Annotated in this window: 22 protein-coding genes, 1 tRNA gene and 1 pseudogene; 4 read left to right on the forward strand and 20 right to left on the reverse strand. The window is 62.4% G+C overall.

Going from position 1 to position 23,769, the window contains the following annotated elements; translation table 11 throughout:
* Positions 1-20: 20 nt before the first annotated feature.
* From Q0L89_RS02555 to Q0L89_RS02565, 3 genes are all read right to left on the reverse strand, one after another.
* The gene (locus tag Q0L89_RS02555) at positions 21-791 is read right to left on the reverse strand and encodes an ABC transporter permease (protein WP_296762290.1); all 771 of its coding nucleotides are present in this window, start codon (positions 789-791) and stop codon (positions 21-23) included.
* Positions 788-1,720, reverse strand: a complete 933-nt coding sequence (locus Q0L89_RS02560) for an ABC transporter ATP-binding protein (protein ID WP_296762292.1) — start codon at positions 1,718-1,720, stop codon at positions 788-790. Before Q0L89_RS02560 ends, Q0L89_RS02555 begins: the two co-directional genes overlap by 4 nt.
* Before the next feature lie 114 nt (positions 1,721-1,834).
* Positions 1,835-2,365, reverse strand: a complete 531-nt coding sequence (locus Q0L89_RS02565) for a CoxG family protein (protein ID WP_296762294.1) — start codon at positions 2,363-2,365, stop codon at positions 1,835-1,837.
* Between the two features lie 128 nt (positions 2,366-2,493).
* Between Q0L89_RS02565 and Q0L89_RS02570 the strand changes: the two are divergent.
* Together Q0L89_RS02570 and Q0L89_RS02575 are read left to right on the forward strand one after the other, a co-directional pair.
* Positions 2,494-3,482 (forward strand): annotated as a pseudogene (locus Q0L89_RS02570) (DMT family transporter).
* Between the two features lie 83 nt (positions 3,483-3,565).
* Positions 3,566-3,642 (forward strand) — tRNA-Pro (locus Q0L89_RS02575).
* 262 nt (positions 3,643-3,904) lie between these two features.
* Here the strand turns inward: Q0L89_RS02575 and Q0L89_RS02580 are convergent.
* The 3 genes from Q0L89_RS02580 to Q0L89_RS02590 form a co-directional block, all read right to left on the reverse strand.
* Positions 3,905-4,669, reverse strand: a complete 765-nt coding sequence (locus Q0L89_RS02580) for an EAL domain-containing protein (RefSeq protein ID WP_296762296.1) — start codon at positions 4,667-4,669, stop codon at positions 3,905-3,907.
* A gap of 69 nt (positions 4,670-4,738) precedes the next feature.
* The gene (locus Q0L89_RS02585) at positions 4,739-5,716 is read right to left on the reverse strand and encodes a sensor domain-containing diguanylate cyclase (protein WP_296762298.1); all 978 of its coding nucleotides are present in this window, start codon (positions 5,714-5,716) and stop codon (positions 4,739-4,741) included.
* 56 nt (positions 5,717-5,772) lie between these two features.
* On the reverse strand, positions 5,773-6,045 hold the full coding sequence (locus Q0L89_RS02590) for a hypothetical protein (protein ID WP_296762300.1): 273 nt from the start codon (positions 6,043-6,045) through the stop codon (positions 5,773-5,775).
* 45 nt (positions 6,046-6,090) lie between these two features.
* Between Q0L89_RS02590 and Q0L89_RS02595 the strand changes: the two genes are divergently transcribed.
* The gene (locus Q0L89_RS02595) at positions 6,091-6,498 is read left to right on the forward strand and encodes an Hpt domain-containing protein (protein ID WP_296762302.1); all 408 of its coding nucleotides are present in this window, start codon (positions 6,091-6,093) and stop codon (positions 6,496-6,498) included.
* 90 nt (positions 6,499-6,588) lie between these two features.
* Here the strand turns inward: Q0L89_RS02595 and Q0L89_RS02600 are convergent, their stop codons facing one another.
* The 8 genes from Q0L89_RS02600 to Q0L89_RS02635 form a co-directional block, all read right to left on the reverse strand.
* Positions 6,589-7,566 carry a type II secretion system F family protein gene (locus tag Q0L89_RS02600; protein ID WP_296762304.1) on the reverse strand — a complete coding sequence of 326 codons (978 nt, stop codon included), beginning with the start codon at positions 7,564-7,566 and terminating at the stop codon, positions 6,589-6,591.
* An 11-nt stretch (positions 7,567-7,577) separates the two neighbouring features.
* The gene (locus tag Q0L89_RS02605; RefSeq protein WP_296762305.1) at positions 7,578-8,573 is read right to left on the reverse strand and encodes a type II secretion system F family protein; all 996 of its coding nucleotides are present in this window, start codon (positions 8,571-8,573) and stop codon (positions 7,578-7,580) included.
* A 19-nt stretch (positions 8,574-8,592) separates the two neighbouring features.
* Positions 8,593-10,065 carry a CpaF family protein gene (locus Q0L89_RS02610; RefSeq protein ID WP_296762307.1) on the reverse strand — a complete coding sequence of 491 codons (1,473 nt, stop codon included), beginning with the start codon at positions 10,063-10,065 and terminating at the stop codon, positions 8,593-8,595.
* Between the two features lie 44 nt (positions 10,066-10,109).
* Entirely contained in the window at positions 10,110-11,360 is a 1,251-nt protein-coding gene (locus tag Q0L89_RS02615) for an AAA family ATPase (RefSeq protein WP_296762308.1), read from the reverse strand.
* Between the two features lie 41 nt (positions 11,361-11,401).
* Positions 11,402-12,178, reverse strand: coding sequence for a Flp pilus assembly protein CpaB (gene cpaB, locus Q0L89_RS02620; protein ID WP_296762309.1), 777 nt, complete (start codon positions 12,176-12,178; stop codon positions 11,402-11,404).
* A 33-nt stretch (positions 12,179-12,211) separates the two neighbouring features.
* A complete protein-coding gene (locus Q0L89_RS02625) occupies positions 12,212-12,700 on the reverse strand; it encodes a prepilin peptidase (protein ID WP_296762310.1) in 489 nt (162 codons plus the stop codon).
* A gap of 70 nt (positions 12,701-12,770) precedes the next feature.
* A complete protein-coding gene (locus Q0L89_RS02630; RefSeq protein ID WP_296762312.1) occupies positions 12,771-12,950 on the reverse strand; it encodes a Flp family type IVb pilin in 180 nt (59 codons plus the stop codon).
* Between the two features lie 192 nt (positions 12,951-13,142).
* Positions 13,143-16,394 (reverse strand): PAS domain S-box protein, encoded by a 3,252-nt coding sequence (locus tag Q0L89_RS02635; RefSeq protein ID WP_296762313.1) that lies wholly within the window; start codon positions 16,392-16,394, stop codon positions 13,143-13,145.
* A 726-nt stretch (positions 16,395-17,120) separates the two neighbouring features.
* On the opposite strand from Q0L89_RS02635, the gene Q0L89_RS02640 reads away from it, so the two are divergent.
* Positions 17,121-17,801, forward strand: coding sequence for a response regulator transcription factor (locus tag Q0L89_RS02640; RefSeq protein WP_296762314.1), 681 nt, complete (start codon positions 17,121-17,123; stop codon positions 17,799-17,801).
* 58 nt (positions 17,802-17,859) lie between these two features.
* On the opposite strand, the gene Q0L89_RS02645 is transcribed toward Q0L89_RS02640, so the two are convergent.
* The 6 genes from Q0L89_RS02645 to Q0L89_RS02670 all read right to left on the reverse strand — a co-directional run.
* Positions 17,860-18,228, reverse strand: coding sequence for a response regulator (locus Q0L89_RS02645; RefSeq protein ID WP_296762316.1), 369 nt, complete (start codon positions 18,226-18,228; stop codon positions 17,860-17,862).
* A 201-nt stretch (positions 18,229-18,429) separates the two neighbouring features.
* Positions 18,430-18,867, reverse strand: coding sequence for a TadE/TadG family type IV pilus assembly protein (locus Q0L89_RS02650; RefSeq protein WP_296762318.1), 438 nt, complete (start codon positions 18,865-18,867; stop codon positions 18,430-18,432).
* Entirely contained in the window at positions 18,864-19,424 is a 561-nt protein-coding gene (locus Q0L89_RS02655) for a TadE family protein (protein WP_296762320.1), read from the reverse strand. Before Q0L89_RS02655 ends, Q0L89_RS02650 begins: the two co-directional genes overlap by 4 nt.
* Entirely contained in the window at positions 19,421-21,589 is a 2,169-nt protein-coding gene (locus Q0L89_RS02660; protein ID WP_296762322.1) for a pilus assembly protein TadG-related protein, read from the reverse strand. Before Q0L89_RS02660 ends, Q0L89_RS02655 begins: the two co-directional genes overlap by 4 nt.
* A gap of 214 nt (positions 21,590-21,803) precedes the next feature.
* The gene (locus tag Q0L89_RS02665) at positions 21,804-23,558 is read right to left on the reverse strand and encodes a calcium-binding protein (protein WP_296762323.1); all 1,755 of its coding nucleotides are present in this window, start codon (positions 23,556-23,558) and stop codon (positions 21,804-21,806) included.
* 70 nt (positions 23,559-23,628) lie between these two features.
* A partial coding sequence (locus Q0L89_RS02670; protein WP_296762327.1) for a transposase domain-containing protein occupies positions 23,629-23,769 on the reverse strand: 141 nt, incomplete at its 5' end.

A 23,769-nucleotide genomic window follows, 5' to 3' on the forward strand; every position in this document is an offset into this window, starting at 1 on the left:
ACACAAAAGCAACACGCCCCTCAGGGCCGCAGCCGCCAGCCGCTGCGGAAAATCCACCATACCGCTGCCATGCACAGGCCCAGGAACAGCCCGATCGCCAGCAGGCTCAGCCCGATGGGCACGTCTGCCACCCCGTAGAACGACCAGCGGAAGCCGGAGATCAGATAAACCACCGGGTTGAACATGGTCACGGTCTGCCACGCCGGCGGCAACATCGAGATCGAGTAGAACGAGCCGCCCAGGAACACCAGCGGCGTGACGATCAGCAGCGGCACCAGTTGCAGTTGTTCGAAATTCTCGGCCCAGATACCGATGATGAACCCGAACAGAGCGAACGACACGCAGGTCAGCATCAGGAAAGCCACCATAGCGAACGGGTGCATCACCTGCATCTCGACGAACATCGACGCCGTGACCATGATGACCGTGCCGATGAACAGTGCCTTGGTCGCCGCCGCCCCGACATAACCCAGCACGATTTCCAGGAAATTCACCGGCGCCGAGAGAAGTTCGTAAATGGTGCCGATGAACTTGGGAAAATAGATCCCGAACGAAGCATTGGTGATCGACTGCGTCATCACCGTCAGCATCACCAGCCCGGGCACGATGAAAGCGCCATAACTGACGCCCTCGACCTGTTCGATACGGCTGCCGATGGCGGCACCGAAGACAACAAAATAGAGTGACGTCGAGATCACCGGCGAGACGAAGCTTTGCAACAGCGTACGGAAGAAACGCGACATCTCGAAACGGTAGATCGCGCCGATCCCGCGCCAGTTTGGGCCGGTCATGCCGCGTCCTCCTCTTGCACCAGCCCGACGAAGATATCTTCAAGGCTGCTCTGGCTGGTCTGGATATCGCGCAACACGATGCCGGCCGCGGCGAGGTCCGACAACAGTCGCGTGATGCCGGTGCGCGGCCCCGCGGTGTCGTAGGTGTAAACCAGCGCGGCGCCATCATCGACCAGTTCCAGGTCGTGCCCCGACAGGCCCTCCGGCAGGGCGGTCAACGGCTCGTGCAACTCGATGCGCAACTGCTTGCGGCCCATGCGCGCCATCAGCTTGTCCTTGTCCTCGACCAGCAGGATGCGGCCCTTGTTGATGACACCGACGCGGTCGGCGATGGCCTCGGCCTCTTCGATGTAATGGGTGGTCAGGATGATGGTCACGCCATCTGCCTTGAGCCCGGCAACGGTATCCCACATGCCGCGGCGCAATTCCACGTCAACACCGGCGGTGGGTTCGTCGAGGAACAGAATGCGCGGCTCGTGCGCCAGCGCCTTGGCGATCAGCACCCGGCGTTTCATGCCGCCCGACAGCTCCTTGATGCGCGAGTTGCGCTTGTCCCACAGCGAAAGCTGGCGCAGCGTGCGCTCGATATGCGCCTCGTCGCGCGGCTTGCCGAACAGCCCGCGCGAAAACCGCACCGAGCTTATGACCTTGTCAAAGGGCTCCAGCGTGATCTCCTGCGGCACCAGCCCGATCAGCGCGCGCGCCTGACGGTAGTCGGCCGCGATGTCGTGGCCATCGACGTGCACACTGCCGCCGGTGGGCTGCACCAACCCGCAGATGGTGGAAATCAGCGTCGTCTTGCCAGCACCGTTGGGCCCCAGCAGTGCCAGAACCTCGCCGTGCGCTATATCGAGCGATACGCTTGATAGCGCCTGGAACCCGTCGGCATAGGTCTTTTCCAGCCGGTCCACTTTCACGATCGCTGACATGGGGCCTCCTGTTCAACAATGGCGGAGCATAGGGCGGGCGCGCATTCAGGGAAAGCCCCGCCCGCGCAGGGGCGGGGCTGCGCGGGCGCACAGTTGCGGGCTCGGCGGGCGCGTTCAGCCGCGCAGGCGGCGCCACCAACCCTTTTTTGGGGCGTCCGACGCATCTTCGGCGCCCGCGTCCTCTTCGGCATCGTCGTCGTCCTCGGGCGGCTCGATAGCCTGTTGCAGGCGGGTAAAGAACTGATCGGCCATCTTCTTGGCGAACCCGTCGATCAGCCGGCTGCCCAGTTGCGCGAGCTTGCCGCCGACCTTGGCCTCGACATCGTAGTGCAGGCGCGTACCGCCCTCGATTTCCTCCAGGCGCACATCGGCGGCGCCCTTGGCAAAACCCGCGGCGCCGCCCTTGCCCTCGCCCGACAGAGTCAGGCTTTCGGGCTCGACCATCTCGGTCAGGGTGACGGTGCCCTTGAACGTGGCCTTCACCGGGCCGACCTTCTGGGTGACGACCGCCTGGAAGCCGTCCTCGGGGGTGCCGGTCAACTCCTGCGTGCCGGGCACGCACTCCTTGAGTACCTCGGGGCTGAGCAGCGCTGCCCAGACGGTTGCGCGGTCGGCGTTGATGTCACGGGAATCTGTCATCTTCATGGGTGGGGTCCTTTCGCGTCGCCTTGCACGAACCTAGCCCAAGGGTCGAGGCCCGCCAAGCGGCGCGTGTCGCAAACGGACTGGCGAGCGCGCGGCGGGAGTGCTAGCAAGATGCGCAAGGAGCCCCGATGACCCCTACCGCCCCCGCAACCGGCAACCCCGCCATCGGTATCGGTTTCGTCCTGCTGGGCGTGACCGCGATTTCGGTCAACGACATGCTGATCAAGCAGTTGTCGGGAGGGTATCCGCTGCACCAGATGGTGTTCATCCGCTCGGGCATCGGCATCCTCTTTTCGCTGATCCTCGTGCATTTCGAAGGTGGGCTGGCGATCCTGCGCACGCGGCGCCCGATGTTGCACATGGCGCGCGGGCTGCTGGTGGTAATATCCAACATGACCTTCTTCGCCGGGCTGGCGGTGCTGCCGCTGGCCGACGCGACGGCGCTGTTCTTCGTCGCGCCGCTGATGATCACGCTGCTGTCGATCCCGTTGCTGGGCGAAAAGGTAGGACCGATGCGCCTTGGCGCGGTGATCGCGGGGCTCGCGGGCGTTGTCATCATGATGAAGCCCTGGCAAAGCGCCGGCGCGCTGGAGGTGCCGCGCGCCGTCTTCCTGCTGCCGGTGGCGGCCGCGGCCACCTACGCGATGTTCCAGATTCTCACGCGCAAGCTGGGCGCGTCGACGCGCGCCTCGGCGATGGCGGTCTACATCCAGGGCATGTTCCTTGTCGTTTCGGCGGCGATCTACCTTGTCGCCGGCGACGGGCGACTGGCCGAGGGGGTCGAGAACGGCTCGCTGCTGTTCCTGCTGCGCGCCTGGGTCTGGCCACAGGGCACCGACGGCTGGCTTTTCCTTGGGCTGGGGCTGAACGCGGCGATCATCGGCTATTCGCTCAGCCAGGCCTACCGGCTGACCGATGCCGCGGTTGTGGCGCCGTTCGAATATGTCGGCCTGCCACTGGCGGTGTTCTGGGGCTGGGCGATCTGGGTGACCTGCCCGACGCGGCGGTGACCGGCGGGATCGTTCTGATCGTGGGATCGGGGCTGTTCGTGTTCCTGCGCGAACACCAGCGCAAGCGCCGCCTGGTCAGCGTGAAAAGGGTCCATCGTCGCTATTGACGGGACGGCGCACAGGCGGTGGCATTTGCCTGCCATTCTCTCTTGCAAAAGCCCGTCAGGGCGGTTAATCGCCTCTGCACGGTCGGAGTGTAGCTCAGCCTGGTAGAGCACCGTCTTCGGGAGGCGGGGGTCGTAGGTTCGAATCCTGCCACTCCGACCAATAAAACAAGGGGAACTGCGAGTTCCATTCATTATTCGCAGAATGGCCGCAACGATACCCGCAACGTTTCCCGCCAATGCTGTGCCAGCCATGTTCTCGCTTGCAGACAGACCGACAAGTTGCCCGGCTTCCGGTGTTTCCGGTTCATGACCCCGGCGGCATTCCTGCGCGCATCCGGACTGTGTGGGCGGTAGACGCTTTACAGTGTGTCACGACGTAGCGAAATGGGCTGTTGTTAACAATGAACGACCGGGGCGGTCATCTAAATTCGCGCAGCCGGGCGCCCATAAAGAAACCCCTGGATCAGACTACAGCCATTCATTTGCAACCATTCGGCTTGCTGGGCCAATTCCACACCCTCCGCAACAACCCGCAGACTCAGCTCAGAGGCGAGGTTGATCGGGGCGCTCATGATCGCGGCGTCCCGGTGCCGGTGAGGAAGCCCGGAAACGAAGCTGCGATCCAATTTGACCTCCTGGATAGGCAGGGTCCGCAGGTGAAAGAGCGACGAATAGCCCGTCCCAAAATCGTCAAGCGCCAGCGAGACACCTATCTCGCGAAGGGCGTAGATGTTCTTGAGCGTCGTTTCATTCTCGTCCAGCACCGCTCTTTCCGTAATCTCCAACGTGAGACAGGTCGGGTCGACACCTGTTCGGGTCAGGATGTCGTCGACTGATTGCGCAAAGTGCCGCTGCCCGAACTGCTGCGGGCTGACATTGGCCGCCATGCCGAGGCGTCGCGATGCGCCGGTCGCCTTCACCCGGGCTAGTTCCTTGCAGACCGTGTCGATCACCCAGGTGTCCAGAATCAGAGCCAGTCCGCAATCCTCGGCCACCGGAATGAAGCGGTCTGGCGGGACGAAACTGCCATCCGGTTGCGGCCAGCGCGACAGCGCCTCATACCCGACGATCTTGGGCCAACGCCGCGACACATCCACCTGTGGCTGATAGTGCAGCAACAGATCGCCGTTCTCGAAGGCTCTCGTCAGATCCCGTGCCTTTACCGGTATCGATGGCGTCGCACTCATCGCGGGCGTCCTTGCAACGGAAGTTGCATGCCGGAACTCATATCGGGCATCTCGGCAGGACTGCCATGATCATGGCGTGACGACGCGGTTACGCCCCAGTCGCTTGGCCTCGTAGAGGGCGCTATCGGCCATTTTCGTGACCGCGTCGGATGTCGAATGTGTTTCGTCGACCACGGCCAGACCGACGCTCAACGTCACCTTTATCGCGCTTTCTCCGTCGAACCGGGTTTCGGCCACCTGTGTCCGCATCCGGTCTGCCCAAATCTGGGCGGACTCGAGATCGGTGTCGGTCAGCAATACGGCGAACTCCTCGCCGCCGAGGCGGGCGACCAGGTCGTTCTGGCGGCATTGCCCCGCAACGATGCCGGCGAATTCCCGCAAGACACGGTCCCCGACCGGGTGTCCGAAAGCATCGTTCACCCCTTTGAAATGGTCGATGTCGAGAAAGGCGACGACCGCGGTTCCCCTGCTGCGGCGCAGCCTCGCCAGTTCGCGCTCCAGTCCCGACACGAAGCTGCGCCGGTTAAAGACTTCGGTCAGGAAATCATGGTTGGCCTGGCTGCGAAGTTCCAGCTGGTTCATGACGAGCTTGGCACATTTGGAAGTTATCCTGACCTCACGCTCGGTGAATTTTCGTGGCTTGGAGTCAGCGGCGTAGATCGCGCCAAGGTTGTATCCGTCAACCGTTGTCAAGGGCGCGCCGATATAACAGCGCACGAAAGGCGGCCCCGTTACGAAAGGGTTGTCACGAACGCGCGCATCCTGATGCGTGTCCTCGATAACCAGCGGTTCGTATTTTCGGATCGCAATATTGCAGAACGCATACTTTCTCGGGGTCTCCGTCGCGTTGAACCCCTGGCGTGCCTTCAGAATCTGCTTGTCCGCGGTGATAAGGCTGATGGTGACCATCTCCATCTCGAGAGCGAGTTGAAGCAGCCCGGTGATATGGTTGAAGCTGGCCTCGGAACTGTAGGTCTGCGCATCGAGGCGCGTGAGCGCCTTGATGCGGCCTGCTTCGTCCGTGAGCTTGATGAGTTGAATGTTCATGGCCCGTCAAGGCTCCTGCCGGAAAAGGAGGTTCATCATCTGTCCGCAGTCGAGGCTCACCAGGTGTTCGCGGCGAGGTAGTCGAAATTCAGCTCTGGCAGGATGTCCGCCATGTCAGAGATCTCATCCATTTCCAGCAGATCGACCTGGACCAGCTTGGACTTGTTCAGCAAAATGGTACTGTCTCGGAGCTTGAAAGGGATGAATGGCCGTTCGTCGCAAAGCACATCCAGAACCCGCTGGCTTTGCCTGACATAGACGCCGCCGAAGTGCTGACTGCCATTGTCGAGAGTTGCTTTGACCGGGATGCAATATTTCGGGTATTTCATGATGGGTGCCTTCATTCTTTGAAGCCGATTGTGAGAGGAAGCGGAATGGCAAGCATGGTGGACCGCGAACGGGCCGAGCAGGCGGCACGCGGCACCCAGGATCCGGAAGCGTTCCGGGAAGCCTGCGCAGTCTTCGGAGACGCGGGCGCGCTGGCCCGTCTGGATGTGTTTCGTGCTGACCTTGAGACGCATCTTTCCTGGATCGAACAGGGTCGCCCGGATCACGAACAGCTTCGTGAGATGGCCCACCGGACAGCGGGCTGGGCCGGGCTTTTCGGGTTTCCGGCGCTTGCGGAGGCCTCCGCCCATCTTGATGAAGCGGTACGTGGCAACCCCGGCATAGAAGCCGCCCTGGCGCGCTGGACCGAACAGGCGCGGCTTGCCAGCAAGATCGCGACCGACGAGACAACCTCGGGCGTTTCGGCAACGAAGGACATCCCGCCGGGTCGCTGACCGGTGCGATGGCCATCGTGCGGATTTGGCGGCATACGCACGACAAAGGGTTTGCGGACCTGCCAGCGGGAGAGGGTGAACACGCCATCGTCAGGATGCCCCGATTGCCTGAAGGACCGCCGGCGTCGCGATCACCGCAAACAGGACCGGCAGGAAGAAAAGGATCATCGGAACGGTCAGCTTGGGCGGAAGCGAGGCCGCTTTCTTTTCCGCGGCAGCCATCCGAAAATCGCGGCTTTCCTTGGCCAGTACCCGCAGCGTCTGCCCCAGGGATGTGCCGTATTTCTCTGACTGGATCAGGCCGATGACGGTAGCCTTTATGCTGTCCAGACCGGTTCTCGTGCCAAGGTTCTCGTAGGCCTGCCGGCGATCGGAAAGATAGGCGAGCTCGGCTGTGGTAAGCGACATCTCTTCGGCCAGTTCCCTGGACTGGCTGCCGATCTCTTCGGCCACCTTGCGAAAGGCGGCTTCGCTGCTCATCCCGGATTCGACGCAAATCAGCAGCAGATCAAGCGCGTCGGGCCAACTGCGCCGCAGGCTGTTGTGTCGCTTGGAGATCAGGTTGCGGACATAGAGCTTGGGCAACGTGAATCCGATCACCGCGCCCACCAACGCCACGGCGGCCATGATCAACAACGACGTATCCGGTCGGACGACGAGGGCAATATAGACAACGGCGATACCTGGCACGATCACCGCCGCGATCAGGCGCGACGCCAGAAAGGCGATGAGCGGCGCGCGCCCGCGCAGTCCCGCCATCCGCAATAGCTGTGACGCGCTGGTTTCATCGGACAGATGCGCCAGACCCAGCCTCTTCACGATTCCCACGAAAACCCGGTTCGGCTCCTTGGCGAAAAGCAATGAGGGCGCGCCTCCCCTCTCCCCACGCCCGGTGTGCTTGGGGCGCGGCGCTTGACGCAGGTCTTGCTCGACGCCCTGCATCCGTTCGGCAAACCGGTCACGCGCGATCCACGGCCAGGCGATCGTCAGAACCGCACCGACCACGGACAGGGCGGAAAGCGCGATGATCACCTGCTGAATCTCTGTACTGGTCAGGTCAATTGGCAAGGTCCGCCCCTTCACATGTCAAAGTTGATCATCTGGCGCATCACGAACACGCCGATTGACATCCACATCGCGCAGGCGGCTATCACCATGAGCCCGAGATCGGTCTGGTAGAGAACCGCAAGGTAATCGGGGCTTGTCATCTGAACGAGACCGGCCACGATCACCGGCAGAGAGCCGATGATCCCCGCCGATGTCTTGGCCTCTGCACTCATCGCCTTCACCTTGGCGTGCAGTTGCCGGCGCCCGCGCAGCACCGTCGACAGGTTGCCCAAAGCCTCTGTCAGGCTGCCGCCCGCCCGGTTCTGGATCGCGACCACGATCGCGAGAAACCCGACTTCCTGAAGCGGTACGCGCTGAGCCAGCCGATCGACCGCCTCCTGGATGGGCAGCCCGACAGATTGATCCTCGACCACCAGCCGGAATTCGCTGCGGATCGGATCCTCGCTGTCGGTCGCAACTACGGCCAGACAATCCGCCAGCGGTCGTCCCGCGCGAACGCCCCGGACGATCACGTCGATCACGTCGGGAAATCCGGCCGCAAATGCGGCCAGACGCCGCCGCCGCGCCAGCGCCACGTAAAGATGCGGCACCGCAAGCCCGGCAATCAGCGCGATGCCGCCCGCGAGAAGCCATCCGAACGCCAACGATGCGGCGAACGCGCCGGCGGCAATCGCCACTCTCAAAAGGTGGTAGGAGCGCGGTTTCCAGTTCAGGCCCGCCTCGCGCAGACGCTGCTCGAGGCCGGGCCGGCGCTGGTCTGTGCGGGCCGATTGCCGCTCTGCGATCTCCCTAAGCGTTTTCTCAATGGCCTTTCGGCGGGGCGAGGCCTGCCCGTCAGGGCCGATCTGGGCGCTTGCGCCGGGGCCCCCGCCGCCAAGGGCCAGCGCCATCCGCTGCTGGCGCCGCTCACGCGCCCGGACCCAGGGCATGGCAACTGCAAGCAGCAGCCCACCTGCCGCCAACGCGACGAGCGGTACGATGAGAAGCGTGAGATCGAATTGCAGCATTTTCCTGTCAGCCCATGATTCAGTTGGATTTTGTCGCCGCTTCAAGCGCGCGCGATAGCCGGTCTTCTTCGCCGTAATAGCGCGCGCGGTCCCAGAACGCCGGGCGCCCGATACCCGTCGATTGGTGTTGGCCGATGATCTGCCCGTTTTCGTCTTCACCCAGAAATTTGTAGACGAAGATGTCTTGCAGGATCGGAACGTCGCCCTCCATGCCAAGCACTTCGGTCACATGGGTGATGCGCCGCGAGCCGTCGCGCAGGCGCGCCGCCTGAATGATGACATCGATGGAAGAGACCGCCATTTCCTGGATCGTTTGGGACGGAAGGTCGAAGCCGCCCATCGTGATCATCGCCCCAAGGCGCGATAGCGCCTCGCGCGGGGTGTTTGCGTGCAGCGTCCCCATCGAGCCGTCGTGTCCGGTGTTCATTGCCTGAAGCAGGTCGAAGGCTTCGGGGCCGCGCACCTCACCGACGATGATCCTATCGGGTCGCATACGCAGGCAGTTCTTCACCAGATCGCGCATCGTCACCTCGCCCGTGCCCTCGACATTCGGGGGGCGGGTTTCCAATCGGACGACGTGCGGCTGCTGCAACTGAAGCTCGGCGGAGTCCTCGCAGGTCACGATTCGCTCTTCCGCGCCTGCATATTTCGTAAGACAATTGAGCAGGGTCGTCTTGCCCGATCCGGTGCCGCCCGAGATCAGCAAGTTGCAGCCGACCCGGCCGATGATCTTCAGTATTTCAGCCCCTTCCGGCGTGATCGAACCGAAATCAACAAGCTGATCAAGCGTCAGCTTGTCTTTCTTGAACCGCCGGATTGTCAGGCTCGGCCCGTCGATCGCCAGGGGTGGCGCGATCACGTTGACGCGGCTACCGTCGGGCAACCGCGCGTCACAGATCGGGCTCGACTCGTCGAGTCGTCGGCCAACCTGGCTTACGATGCGCTGACAGATGTTGAGAAGCTGTTCGTTGTCGCGAAAGCGGATGTTCGTCTGCTGAACGTTACCACCCACCTCAATGTAGATCAGGTTGGTGCCGTTCACCATTATGTCCGAGATGTCGTCGCGCGCCAAAAGCGGCTCCAGAGGGCCATACCCAAGAACATCGTTGCAGATCTCTTCGGTCAGATCGGTCTGCTCTCGGCTGGACAACACGGCCCGCTTTGCCGCAAGAATATCGCTCACCGCGCCGCCCACCTCGCGTCGCGCGGCAGGGCGGTCCAGCCGATCCAATTCGGTAATGTTGATCGAATCGATCAATGCGCTGAAGACTTCTTTCTTCAGGTTGATGTATTCGACCGTGTTTTCCGGCGAGGCCTCCACAGGCGCGACGCGTGGTTGTGGGGCCTGGACATCCGGTGGAGGTGTCGGTCGTTGGTGTGGCTCTTCCGAAGGACGCTCCGCATTGGCCGCGATCCCCGTCCTGTCGGGGACGGAAGGCACAACTTCCTGCGCATCGGCCAGCGCCTTTCTTTTCCCGAAGGATTGTGACATCACGGGTCTCTCCAATTACTGTTGGGTGCGGTGCGGTATCGCCTTCAACCGCGGCCGAGCAACTTGCCAAGCCAGCCGCGAGATATGCCCTTGCCCGGTTCCATCAGATCCTGGGCAAGGTGTTTCACGGCCCCTTGCACTTTGCTGCGTGGCGCCTGCTCGCGTATCGTGCGCCCTTCCGCAGCGGCGTTACCGAACGTCGCCGAGTCGAATGCGATTGCCGTGCAGGCGTTGCCCCCGATGCTCTTGGCGAACTTGTCGGGGGTGATCTCCTTGCGCCGGGGCATGTGACAGGTATTCATAACCACACGGGGCAACGCATCATTGGGGCGCAGGGCGCGCACCCGCGCCATCAGGGCCCGCGCATTGCGCAGGTTCGCCAGATCGGGTGAGGCGACAACGATCACCTCGTCGGCCGATGTCAGGGCATCGCGGCTGGCAGCAGACCAGTCATGCGGCAGATCGAGCAAGACGAAGGGGAACGACGCCCGGGCTATCTCGATCAGGCGCTCGACCGCGTCCGGTGCGGGATCGGCATCGCCCAGCTGATCGTCGAAACCCGGCAACACGTTCAGGTAATCCCCGCGCGGCACGATCAGCCGGTCCAGCAGCGCGGCGTCCAGCTTGTCGGGATCGCTGAGGTATTTGGCAAGCCCTGTGACCGGCTTGAGATTCAGGTTCACGGCGGCCGATCCGAACCTGAAATCCAGATCCAGCAACAGCGTCGGGCTGGCCTGCTCCTCGGCGATGGTCCAGGCGACGTTCTGCGCCAGGGTCGATGCACCGACACCACCCTTGGCCCCCACGAACGCATAGACCTTGCCAAGCCGCGTTGCGGCCGCCTGTGCGAAAAGCCTCTGAACCGTCGCAACATAGGTCAGTGGCGTGATCGGGCCGACAAGATATTCCGCGATCCCACGCCCCATCAGTTCGCGGTATAGGGTAATGTCGTTTTCGGCCCCTATCACGACCACCTTGGTTCCCGGGTCGCAGACCTCGGCAAGCGAATCGAGTTGTTTCAGGAGTGCCGCGCCTGCGCTGGTGACCTCGATGATCAGCAGCGAAGGCGTCCTTTTGGTCTCGAACACCTGACAAGCCTTCGCGATCCCGCCGTCACTCACCTTGATCTTGACCCGGGTCAGGCGACGATCCTCGCTGGCACGCTCGATCGCATCGCGCGTGGCGGCCGTCACGCTGAACGCGGCGGCCGTCAGGTGCGGCACACGCGCGCTTGACGGCGACTCGGGCGCATACGCGCCAGCGCCTTCTTCCGTCGTGATTAGGGCATGTTTCATCGTCTGTTCCTTCTCCCGCGTTGTGGCGCGAGGGGTCGACATCAGTTGATCACGATTTCCTCGATGGCGGTTCCGCGGCGAACGCGGATCGTCTTGGGGGCATCCTGGATTTCCATCGACGCTTCGCCCGGCAATTCCTCCCGTGGGCGCAGCGACAGGGAAAGCGTGCCCGTCGATCCCGCTGCGGTTACGGCTTCGACCTGCGCCTCGGTCAGTTCCAGGGTCGCTGTCTTGCCAAGCATCGTGCCGGAGTCGGTGTCTTCGGTCGTCTGGTCGATGGCCAGAACCCGCACGTTGCGAAAAATGGTGCGGCTCTGGGCCTCGGTGCTGTCACGCTCGCGCGTGTCTCTCACGGTATGGAGCACGTCAACGCGGTCATTGGGCAGGATGAACCCGCCCGCGGTGCTCTGCGCGTCCACCTGGATTGCGACCGCGCGCTTTCCGGGAACGAGCGTCGCGGCCAGAAATCCGTTCGGCTGCGGGGACAAGGCCCGCCCTGCGATCGGTTCGCCGGCCAAAATCGGCCGAATGGCGAATTGCCCTGCAAGTTCCGTTAGCGCATCGGGCCGCGCCGTGCGTTCGATGAAGGCCGCGGGCACGGCATCAGCCGGCCATTGCTGCCATCGCAAGGCTCCGGTCGTGACTCGCGCACCGTGCGACACGTCCCGTGCCGCCACGAGCACCGCCGTCATTTCTGCGGCAACCGGTGTCGGTACATCGGCAACCGGCTCAGGGGCGGGGGCGGTTTGCTGTGCCGCGATCCACGCGGCACCGCCGCCCGCCGACAGGGCAATGAGCACAATGATGAGTCTGAGCATAGCGGTTCTCCAGCCAGCAGCGTGTGACAGCGGTCACCCCGCCAAAAGGGTGCCCGGCCGCAGGAACACGACGGCGACAGCCGCCGCCGCAATGGCAATTCCGTAGGGCACGCGCTCTACCGGGTCGCGCAGCGCGGCGATACGGCCGCCAGCGATGCGGTGTGCGCCGACCGCGCGACAGGCGACAAGCGCCAGGGTCAGCACCCCGCCCGCCAGGGCGGTCAGCAGCAGCAGCGCCGGCGTCGCGGCGGGTCCGAACCACAGCCCGGTCACCGCAAGCAGCTTTACGTCGCCGCCCCCCATCCATCCGCGTGCGAACAGGATCGCGCCAGCTGCGAGGATCGCGATCGCGACTGCGACGCTGGCGGCAAGATCGGCCCAGCCCGGTGGTGACAGCGCGGACGTGGCGGCGTAGCCCGCCAGGAGATACAGGATAAGCGCGTTTGGAATGCGCATTCGAACGGCATCGCTGGCGGCGGCGAAAAACTGCCCGCCGATGAACCAGAGGGATGCGAAGATCACAATGCCCTCCTGCCGAAACGTTCGCCTTAACGGGGAGGCGCGGGGCGACATCGCCCCGCCCTGCGTCAGATCACTCCGGGACTGCGCCCTGCAATTCGTCCGAAACTGCGCCGAAAATGTTATTCAGGTCGGTTCCGAGAAGCGAGAGCGCGGTGATGAGGGCGACGGCCACGAGCGCGGCGATCAGGCCATACTCGATGGCTGTTGCGCCGGAATCGTTCTTCTTGAAGTTTTTCATGAATTGCAACATGGGTTGCGTTCCTTCTTAGCAGGTTGCCCGGCTTTTCCGGTAGGGCGACAAGCTTTGCTCGCCGGATCGCCAGAAGCCGTGGACGATTGTTCGTCTACACTGCAAGATGGGGCGCGTGAGGGGCTGAAACCACCTAGCGTCGTGACCTAGCCATCTGGTCAGGTCGATCCTCGCCCGGTGAGATAGGCGGGCTCACTCCTCGGGCGCGGCCGCGCTTGCCAAGGCAGCCTCTACCTTTCCCACCAGCTCGCTTGTGCGGAAGGGCTTGGAAAGCATCGGAATATCGCTTGGCAAATGCCTTTCTTTCGGCAAGGCATCGTGGGCATAGCCCGATGTGAACAGGATCTTCAGCCCAGGATACATCTCTTGTGCCTCCTTGGCGAGCTGGATACCAGTGACACCGCCCGGCATGACGATATCCGTGAATACCAGGTCAAAGTCGTCGTTCTTTTTCAGGATCTCCAGAGCGTTTACTCCATTCTCGGCCTCGACAATGTCGTATCCCATACGGGTGAGCACGTTGTGCACGAAGGACCTGAGTTCGATGTCATCCTCGACGACCAGGATCCGATACCCTGCGCCGACATGCGGCGCGGCGATCTCTGCCAGTTCGTCCCATGCAGGCGGCGCGTGCGCGACGGGAAGGCGAAGCGTGACTGTCGTGCCCTTGCCCGGTTCCGACACGATACTGGCGTCGCCATCCGATTGCTTGACAAGGCCATAGACCGAACTGAGGCCCATCCCTGTCCCGGCGCCTGGTTCCTTGGTGGTGAAGAACGGCTCGAAAGCGCGTTCCGCGACGTCTGGTGACATCCCCGACCCGTCGTCTTCGACGTCGATTTCGATATACGCGTCGGGCGCGATGTCGGCGTCGCCGTCGGTCACCAGATCATCCGCCGACCGGGTTCTGACAGTGATGGTTCCTTGCTCCGGGATCGCGGCCATCGCATTGATGACAAGATTAAGCAGCGCCGCCTGCAACTTGTCTGGATCGACCTGGGCGATCGTCGGCTCCTCGGTCAGGTCATACCGCAGGTCGACGCTGGCATTTATAACCCGTTCGAAAAGGCTGGACGACCGGCGGACCAGTTCGTTGATGTCGGTCGGTCGCAACTCCAGAGACTGGCGTCGCGAGAAGGCCAGCAGATCGGTCGAGACGCGGGCACCACGCTCGGCCGCGTCCTCGATAGACTGAAGCAACGGGCGCAGCGGCGAATCGTCGTCGATATCGTCGAGCAGAATGTCGCAGTTGCCCAGAATGACCGTGAGCAGGTTGTTGAAATCATGCGCTATGCCGCCGGTGAGCTGGCCAACGGTTTCAAGCTTCTGTGACTGGTGCAATTGAGCGTCGAGCGCCCGGAGATCGGTAAGGTCCGACATGGCGCCAACCATCCGCCGGGGGGCGCCATCGTCGTCGCGCACGATGAAACCCTTATCGGTTATGTTGCGCCACGAACCGTCTTGCGCCTTGACCCGATACTCACAGCGCCACGTCTCCGCGTTCCCGGCCAGCGCGGCGTCAAGGCTCTCGGTGATCTTCAGGCGATCGTCGGGATGGATGCGCTCCAGCACGTTCTCGATGCGCCCCTCAAAAACGTTCTCGACAAGCGATTGTGAAGCGACTCCGAAGATCTCCTCGGAATTTCTGCTATTCCACATGATGCCGGTTCGCATGTCCCAGTCCCAGATGATGTCCTGGCTTGCTCGGCTGGCAAGCCGAAACTGTTCCTCACGCGCACGCAGGTGTTCTTCCTTTTCCCGCCGCTCTGTTGTGTCTCTCTGGACGCCAACGAAATGCGTGCATTCGCCTTCGGCATCGAACAGCGGGTTGATGTTGATCTCGGCTGTGAAACGGCTCCCGTCCTTGCGGTAATTCGTGAGTTCCGTGCGCACGGGCTGCCGGGCCTCCAGTGCTTTGCGGATCTCTCTCAGAGGCTCCTGCTCTGTTTCGGGCCCCTGCAGAATACGCGGCGTATCCCCAAGTATTTCCTCTTGCGTATAGCCCGTCGTGCTCACGAAGGCATCGTTGACAAAAACAACGCGCGGGCCGGGTCGATCAAGGCTCATCGCGTCCGTGATCAGCACCACGTCGCTCACCTCCTTCATGGCCGCGTCGAGCAGGCGCAACCGCACGCGCGCCTCGCGGTCTTCGGTCATGTCGTTGAGATAGATTCCGATACCCGAGGCCGTCGGGTGCACCGCAACGTTCACCCACTGATCGGGCGTGGTGATTTCGCCTTCGAAGTTCTGGCTCTCGCCGGTTTTCAGCGCATCCGTGACCACGCGTTCGAGCTGCGACTCGCGGGCCCGGGGGATGTCGTGCCAGATGTTACCGCCGATAAGGTCGCGGTCCGGCACGCCGAGAATACCGTGCGCCTTGCGGTTCATGTACTGGATCGCGCCGTCACAGTCTAGAATGACGAAACCATCGTTCAGATCGTCCAGTATCTTGCGCAGAAGCGCGCGGACATCTTCAGTGGCCGACCGGGCGCGGACCAGTTCTCCGACATCCTGCATTGCACCGTAAATCCCGATGATCGTGCCGGACTCGTCGCGTTCCGCCTCGCCGATCACCCGCAGCCAGGTTTCATCGCCGTCAAACTTCGTGTACTTCGCGATCTCGTCATAGCGGATGCCGGCCCCGACGCAGGTCCAGAAACTGCGCTCCATCCGGGCGCGACCCTCCCCGGGCACCAGGCGGTCTATCGCGTCGTCGATCGAAGACCTCCAGCTGTCGTCCAACCCAACGAGTTTGGCCGTCTCCCGCGTTCCGGTGAACTTGCGGGTCGCGATTTCAAAGCGCCAACCGCCGATGTGCGCCACCTCGCCCGCCAGCCGTTCAAGGGTTTGCGATTTCGTCAGCGCCGCCTCTTTGTGTCTGAGATCGGTGATGTCCTGGATTATACCGGAAATCCCGCCCTCCGTGTCGTCCGGCATCGCGCCGCCCGGCCCCGTGCGGGCCCGGAAAACGCGGACGTCTTCAGCCGCGTCGAGGGCGCGGAACTCCACGTCGGCCATCCGGCCTTCCTGAACGGCACGCGCAAGCGCCGCATCAAAAGCGGCGCGGTCCTCTGGCAATATCCGGTTCCTGAGCGCATCGAGTCCGACGATGCTTTCTTTTTCGGAAAAACCCAGCATCGTCCCAATATGCGAAGACCCGCGGACCGAGACCAAATCCGGAAGAATGGACCAGGTCCCGAGGCCGGCAAGCTCGCAGGCCTGGCCCAGGGTCGCGGTGCGCGCCTTCAGGCGCGCGCTCATCTTGTTGAACGCCGCTTCGAGGCGTTCCAGATTGTCCAACAGGTCAACCTCTTGCGCGGTCCCGTCGGGCGCACCCGCGCGCGCGGCGTCGAGCATACGCCGAACCGGGGCACGCACGCCGCGACGCAACCGCCCCAAGGCGACAAGCGACGCGGCGAGGCCCAACAGCAGTGCCACCAGCACCGGTGCTGCAATTACCCATGGCACGCCCGTCATCGGGCGACCTCGGCCGGGTCGCAGGGGACAATCCTGTCAGACCGGGATGGGGCAAGGCGCGCACCGACTGGCGCCGGGGCGAAACAGCCGGCAGCGCCGATGGCCAAAACCGGTGACGCAAGCGACAACGCGACAAGGCGTTTTGGCGAAATTTCCGACCTCATCACGATCCAGAGATCTTCTGCTTGGTGCCGGGCACGACGCGATGGCCGCGTTCGAACATTCGGCGGGGGCGCCGCGGTGACGGGGTCCGATGATACGGCATGGGCCGGCTCCTTGGACGCATGTCTGAGCGTGGCCAGGTCTCAATCAATGCGCGGTGGGGTAAATGGATATTGCTATGCTTCCACCAAGCGGCGGCGCGCCGCAGGGCTTTTCGTGGGCGATGCCAGCCCGGTGAAGTTTATTCTTGTCGGCTCACACTATAGTGGAAGATCGGCTGGATCACAAACGTCCTCGACCGTTTGAGCGCAGATTGCCACCTCAAAGCGAGCCCCGGTCGTCCTTGATTCGCCTGCTACCGATGTTTATGTATGTAAGGCTGCGCGTGCTTCGGGCGAAGTATGAAAAACGGTTGATCGAGAGATCACATTTCCACCATTGTAAATGGTGCTGCCCGATTTGGCCTCCCTGAAAATTGGAGAAACCTCCCAACAATAAACCCAAGAATGTTTCAGTCGATTCCGAGGTCCCATGTCATCGAAAATCCATTTGTCAGAGTTGTCACCGGTGGTCGTCATAGATGACGACGATTTCTTTCGTGTGGCCATAGACTCAGTGCTGCGCGAACGGTTCGGGGTCGAGACAGTCGTCGTCTGCGCAACGGCACAAGACGCCATCGAGCAGCTTTCCAGCGGCACCCATTTTGGCCTTGGCCTCGTGGATCTGAACATGGCCGGGGTCGACAATCGACAGTTGCTGGACAAATTCAAAGCCGCACAACCCGATAGCCGCCTTGTGGTGATGTCAGCCTCCAGATCTCGTGAAGACATACTCATGGCGCTCTCGGCTGGCGCGCAAGGTTTCATAAACAAGGGCCTGGGCATCGCCGAGACAGAGGTCGCGCTTCGGCAAATTGCTGACGGCGCCGTTTATGTGCCAGCCTTCACACCGCATACTGGCGTTGGAACAGATGCGAAGGAAACTGGCGGCGAGAAGCACGCCGTTTCTGTTGCCGCGCTGACACCGCGCCAGTTGGAAGTGCTTCGCCTGCTTGTTGCGGGACAACCGAATAAAGGGATCGCGCGGGCGCTGGACATCAACCCTAGCACTGTCAAATTCCATCTCTCCTTCATCTTCCAAATTCTAGGAGCTTCGAACCGCGTCGAGGCCGCGATACTCGGCGCACAGCTCCTTGACGAAAGCGAAAGCTAACCGGCACCAGGCACCATATCCAAGGCGTTGACAGGCTGTCGCCGTGGCGGCAGGAGCTTCACAGTATACTGGCCAACCGGTCCGCCAAATCGCGCCGCCGATAGGGTTTAGGCAAGAGACCGACATCTTGTGGCATTTCCTGCGCAGCGATTTTCAGTGAACCGGGGTCGCCCGAGGTAAGTATCACGCCGATGCCCGGGCGGATCGCAAGTGCCTGGTGCGCGAGTTGCGTTCCGGTTGGCCCTTTTCCCAGACGCATGTCGATGATCAGGATCCGAATATCCCGGTCCTCTTCCAACCGCCGCAAGGCCGAAGCGGCATCTTCGGCAGTCACACATGAATATCCCAATGAAATCACCGCGCGCTCGGTGAATTCCAGCATCATGTGGTCGTCGTCCACGACCAACAGTTTCGTGCTGTCCGGCATCATGCGCCCTCCGGTTTCGAGCTGCGGTCACACGTCTGGGAAACGGCCCATTTGACCTGCCCCGTTTCCCGGGGCTATTCACAAGTAGAGCCTGTTTTCCTTTCGTGTGCCATCATTCGGCTGCGCAAGCAACGGGCGGCACGGAGGCATAAAGCGGTTCCAGCTCACCGATCTCCGCCCATCACAACCCTACGCGCGCGGCTAGTCGGAGGACATGGCGGGGAAACAGGCCTCCACTTCTATCCACGTCTCCGGCAGGACATCCAGGACACTGACAAATCGGGTCCGGATCCCAATCCGCGCAAAATCGCTCCCGCCGTGACAGTCCGAAACCGCCTCGGGCGTGATGGCGTCGTCAGCGATCGTGATGGCCCAGTCTTTGGCCTGCTGCCGGACGAAACCGACAGTTGCGGGCCGGTCCATGCTCTCGTCCGCGAAACAAGGGGCAATACCCAGACCGAGACAGCGCGCGCCGGTCGATGCCGCGTCCTGCAACGCGTGGCGCGTCCACATGTAGCGGCTGATCTCGACCGACCCGCCAAGCAGCAACAGAAGTGGCAGTGCGATGGCGGCAAATTCGATCGCGACGGCGCCGCGCCGATCCAGAAGACATGCCCTGAGGGTGCCGAGAGAGGTCACTGCACCCTCAGCACGGTGCGCGACTCGACCGTCTCACCGTCGATGAATGCGTACCCCCGAAAGAGCGTGACAAGGCGCGCCGTCGCGGAAATCTCCACGAATTTCCCGGCGCTTTCGCCAGTGGCGCAGGTCGTCCCGCATTCCACAGGCGCTCCCCATGCGAGGCCCCCCTGTGCGAGGGTCGGGCAGTAACACATACCAGCATCCCCGGGCCGCGACGCCGTGGTCACCGTCGCACCGTCCCATTGCGCGCTGGCCGCATTGTTCACGATCACTTCGGCGGTATCTGAGGCCCCGTCGCGCAGTAATCCTACCAGGTTTTCGGCGAGTGCATCGGCGGCTTCCTGGTTCGCCGGCGCGGGTTGAAACAGCGCGTATTCCGCCGCCGCCGTCAGCCGGGCGTCAAGCGAAAGCCGCGCATAGGCCGCACTGCCGATGTCGATCACCCCCGCAAAAATGAACAGCAGAACCGGCGCGACCAAGGCGAACTCCACCGCGATGCTGCCGCCCTGATCGCCCTTCAGCGACCGAACAAGGGATGCAACCTTCCGGGTCATTCGAGCAGGACCACACGACCTTGGCTCGCAGAGCCCGGCAGGTCGCATTCGGACGAAATCGAGGTGCCGCCGGACATAAGGATTTCCGCCCCGATCAGTTGCAGGCATCCGCCGTCGCCGCCGCTTGCGCTGGCCCCGCCGGACGTTGTGATCGGGCCTGTTGGAAAATAGAACGCGCCGGACACTTCACTGCCACCGGCTCCGCCCGCGAACAATGCGCCCTCGGGCCGCGACGGATCGAGCGGGCCGACAAATGCCAGATCGGTGAAGGGGCCGGATTGCGGTGCCGTGAAGTGCACATCGCTGTAGCCGGCGGTGAGGCAAAACGCCTGATCGTGACATTTTCCACCCTTGGGTTCGGGCCCGTTGGCCGAAATCAGGAAAGTGGTGTCTTCCGCCTCGATGCTGATCGTCTCGCCGCCGCAATAGGCGCTGCCGCCCCCATTGCCCCCCAGATGCATGTACCCGTCGATCGCATAGACCCCCGAGCCAAAGCGAACGGCCCCCGACGAGATGACCGATCCTCTGATTTCGTGCAACTCGGTCGAGGGAAGCACAAGGCAACTGCCGCCACGACCACCGTCGATCCAGCCTACAGCCTCGAACACTCCGCCATCCGCATCGCCCATGATCGTCTCGGAACCACCGCCGGTCGAAATCGCGTCGCCTGCCGATGAGGGGCCAATTCGGAAGCTGTTGCCGTTTCCCGTGCCGAGCGTCAGTGCCGAACCGCCCGTGTTCCTGACGCCGCCGGGCAGAACAAAGTCGCTGGGTCCTTCGAAGGTCATCTCACTGGTATTGCAGATGCTGTATCGGCCCCCGTCGCAGTTCTTGTCCGAGCGGCCGACACGATAGGTTCCGGCGCCGAATTCGGTCACCGACCCGCCACCGGTGATGATGCCGCCGGCCACGTTGTAAATGCCGCCCGCAAAGGTCATTTTGCTGCCGCGGTTATCTATGCCGCCTGACAAGTCGTAGGTGGTTGTTTCCGCGCCCCCCGGATTGAAGCGCAACGTCAGGCCGCCCCCAAGGGTGATATCGCCGATATTCACGGTGGACAGGCCGGAGCAGGAGAAGGTCCATGTGCTGCCCGAGGATGTGAAGGAGGCCGTGCAACCGACCGCCTCTGCCTGATCGATGGTCTTTTGTTGGTTCCAGCCAAAATCGATGTCCGGGCCGGACGCGACGACCACGTCATCGGGCGGCGATAGCGCGGCCGTCCGGGCCATCTGAGCACGGGCCTGAATGACGGCATCCGAGCCTTCCAGCGGATCGGGCGTCGGTCGGCGGGTGATCTGCGTGGCCTCGCCGTCCTGCGACCTGATCGTGCTGCATGATCCGGTGTCGGGCGGGTTTGCCGAGTCGTAGCTCAGGAATGAGGTGATGATGCTGGTGCCGCAGGGGGCTGCCACCTCCGCATTGGATGCGATGGCGCAATCATCCGCCTGCAAGGTGGTCGCGCCTGAAAGGGTGATCCCGCCGCCGTTCGGGTTGAGCGCCTGCACGCAGGCCGGCTGGCCCGCCGACGCGCCGGCGACGGCCGATGCGGCGACATCGACCGAGGTGTCGCCGCCCACCAGCGACGGCAGATAAAGCGGTTTCGGCGTCGTGATCGTCGCGCGGACCGCCGCGCCCGACGCGGTCTGAAAAGAGCTGTCGAGCACTACGGCAATTTCATCGGCGCCAAAACCGTTCAGCCGTGCCACACCTCTGGCCGCATCGGTCATGGCATTTGTGTCGCCCGTCCGGGAATACGCAACGGCCCCGGCGTGAGAGGCGAGATCGGCGGTGCGCTGTGCCTCGGCACGGACAACAAGCAGCTGTCCGTATTCCAGTGACAGCCCCGCAAACCCCAAAAGCACAGGGATCGCCAGCCCCGCAATGATCGCGACCGCACCGTCTTCGGACCTTGCGAAGGCCGCGACAGACCTTCCCCCACCCATAGCTTGCACGGGCTTTTCTGCAGTCACCTGGCCCGATGCAGCCGACACAAGCGACGTGACCTTTTCCCTGGAAGCTGGATTCATTTTGCTGGTCCTGTCCTGCCCGTTGGCATCTGTGAAAAACTGAAGTGACGGGCGCGTTGCGAGTATAGACACCGCCGCAACGGCGCAGTAGCTGTCCGGGTGGCCCAGCCTTTTGGCCAGCCCTGCGATGTCTTGCATCGGGTGCAACCTGGCGACGTCATTCATCACCCCAAGGTGCCTGCCAACAATCTGCCGCGTAGTGGTGTGACCCGACGCCGTCGTGTTGAGGATGTGGCGCGGATCATCAGCCTTTTCCAGTGACCACCTCGATCGCTTTACGGCCTTGTCGACCGCGGGCGCGTCAAGATACTTTCGTTTCGGAATCCATATCGTGGCTGATGCGCCCACGGGTTCAGATACGTCCGCTTGCCCAGCCCTTTTGCAGGGTTCGCACGATCCCGGAAATCAAGACCCTGAAGCCGAACGCAAGCCAGGCGCTGCGCCGCACCGGAGCTGCCATTTTTGGACCGACCCACCAGTAAAACGTGACGAAAGCGCGTCCCCAGGCACGATGCACCAGCCATTGATCCCGAAAGGCGCGCAGGAACACCACATCCGGATGCCATGGGTCACGGTAGGCCGCCGTCGCGACAAAGCAGGATCCCTGACCGGCTTCTTCCTCTTCGTCGATAGGCCTCGCCTCCTCTTCCTCCTCTTCTTCATCGATCAAGGGGATTTCAGGGAGCGGATCAAGCTCGTCCCCTTCATCCTCCTCAACAGCAGGTTCATCACTACCAGTACCGTCGTCTATTTCCTGCTCCGACACATAGGTGTAGCCGCCGGGTTCGGGCTCCCGGAACGCGGTGGCGCCATACTGGACCCCCTCGACCATGAGGTCTGGAGGCTCCTCGTCGCCATAAAACCCGTTCTCGACCCGAAGTTCCTGAAGCATTTCCTCTTCCGGGTCGGGCGTGACCGTTATGATCGGGTTACCTTCTTCCGCCCTGATCTCCGCGGCATCCCGGAAGTCTTTCAGCGCCACGCCGCGCAATTCGACCGAGCCGGTCTGCGCGTAATTCAGGACCGTGTTGCCATCTTCATTCTCATATAACTCTACGGTCAGCGGATCGATGTCATCCTGAAGCGTTATCTGGTCCAGGCCGACCTTGAAGTCGGTAACAGTATCGTCGCCACCTTCTTCGTAAAAGTGGAAGCGGTTGATCGCATCTTCCCCGCCCCCGCCTTCGAGCGTGTCGTTTCCTTCGCCACTGAACAGCGTGTCATGACCCTCTCCCCCGTTCAGGGAGTCGTCGCCCCGACCGCCATGGAGATAGTCATTCCCGAGGCCGCCATTCAGGGTGTCGTCGCCGTCCCCGCCCCAGATCATGTCATCGCCAGATTCACCATGGAGGACATCATTGTCGATGCCGCCGGCGATCAGGTCATTGCCATCGCCGCCGAAAACCGTGTCATTGCCGTTATTGGCATCGATCACGTCATCGCCGGTGCTGCCCGTCATCACCTGTTCGCCATCCGAACTGGGAGCGTCCGGGTTACTCTTGCTGCCGAACATATGGGCTGCGGTCTTCTCGCCGGTGTCGGCAAAGACTTCCTCTCCGGGCTGATTCCAGTTCAGGTTCAGGTCATCTTCCCGGTCTTCGTAGAATTCGCGCGGGACGAAATTCTTCGGGTTCTCATACTGGACGGTCTCTGCTGTCCTGAGCGTTTCCAGCGCGTCCGGCTTGAGAAAATGGCGCTCTTCGCCGGTCAGACCGGAGGTGCCGTTCTGCAAGTCGCGGGCCCCCTCCAGCGCGTAGAAGGCATCGTCCCCAATGGCGAGGAAATGCTGAGCGCCAAGATTTTCGGCGATGAACTCCGGATGCTCGATATTGACCACACGGACCTCCACCACCTCCCCGCCGGGCAAAGTGATGCTTTTGGGCAGGTCGGTCAGGTCAATTTCGGTATCTTCGATAAAGATGCGGTCCGAGGTCGGATCGAAATCATCGAGACGACCGACAATAGGCGAGGAATTCTCCTCGATATTCTTGAACTGGAACGTATCCTGGCCGGGGCCGCCATAGGCGTGATGGCCTTGTATTCCGATCGCGTCGGAAACCTTGGTGACATCAAGGATCAGCCAGTCATTCCCTGTCGCTGCGAACATATGGATTTGTCCGCTGATCGGGACCGACCCTTCGAGTATGTGTAAGCGCCAGCTGGGCCCCACGGGCTTTTCAGCTTGACGGCTGGAAGTTCCAAGGGAGGAGTTCGTCGATCCGGTTTTTCGGATGGCCGGCGGCGATGGCCTCGAGGGTGGCCTTGAGATAGGCGAAGGGCTCGACGCCGTTGATCTTTGCGGTTTCGATCAGCGACGC

This window comes from Sediminimonas sp. (assembly GCF_024637375.1).
Lineage (GTDB): Bacteria > Pseudomonadota > Alphaproteobacteria > Rhodobacterales > Rhodobacteraceae > Sediminimonas.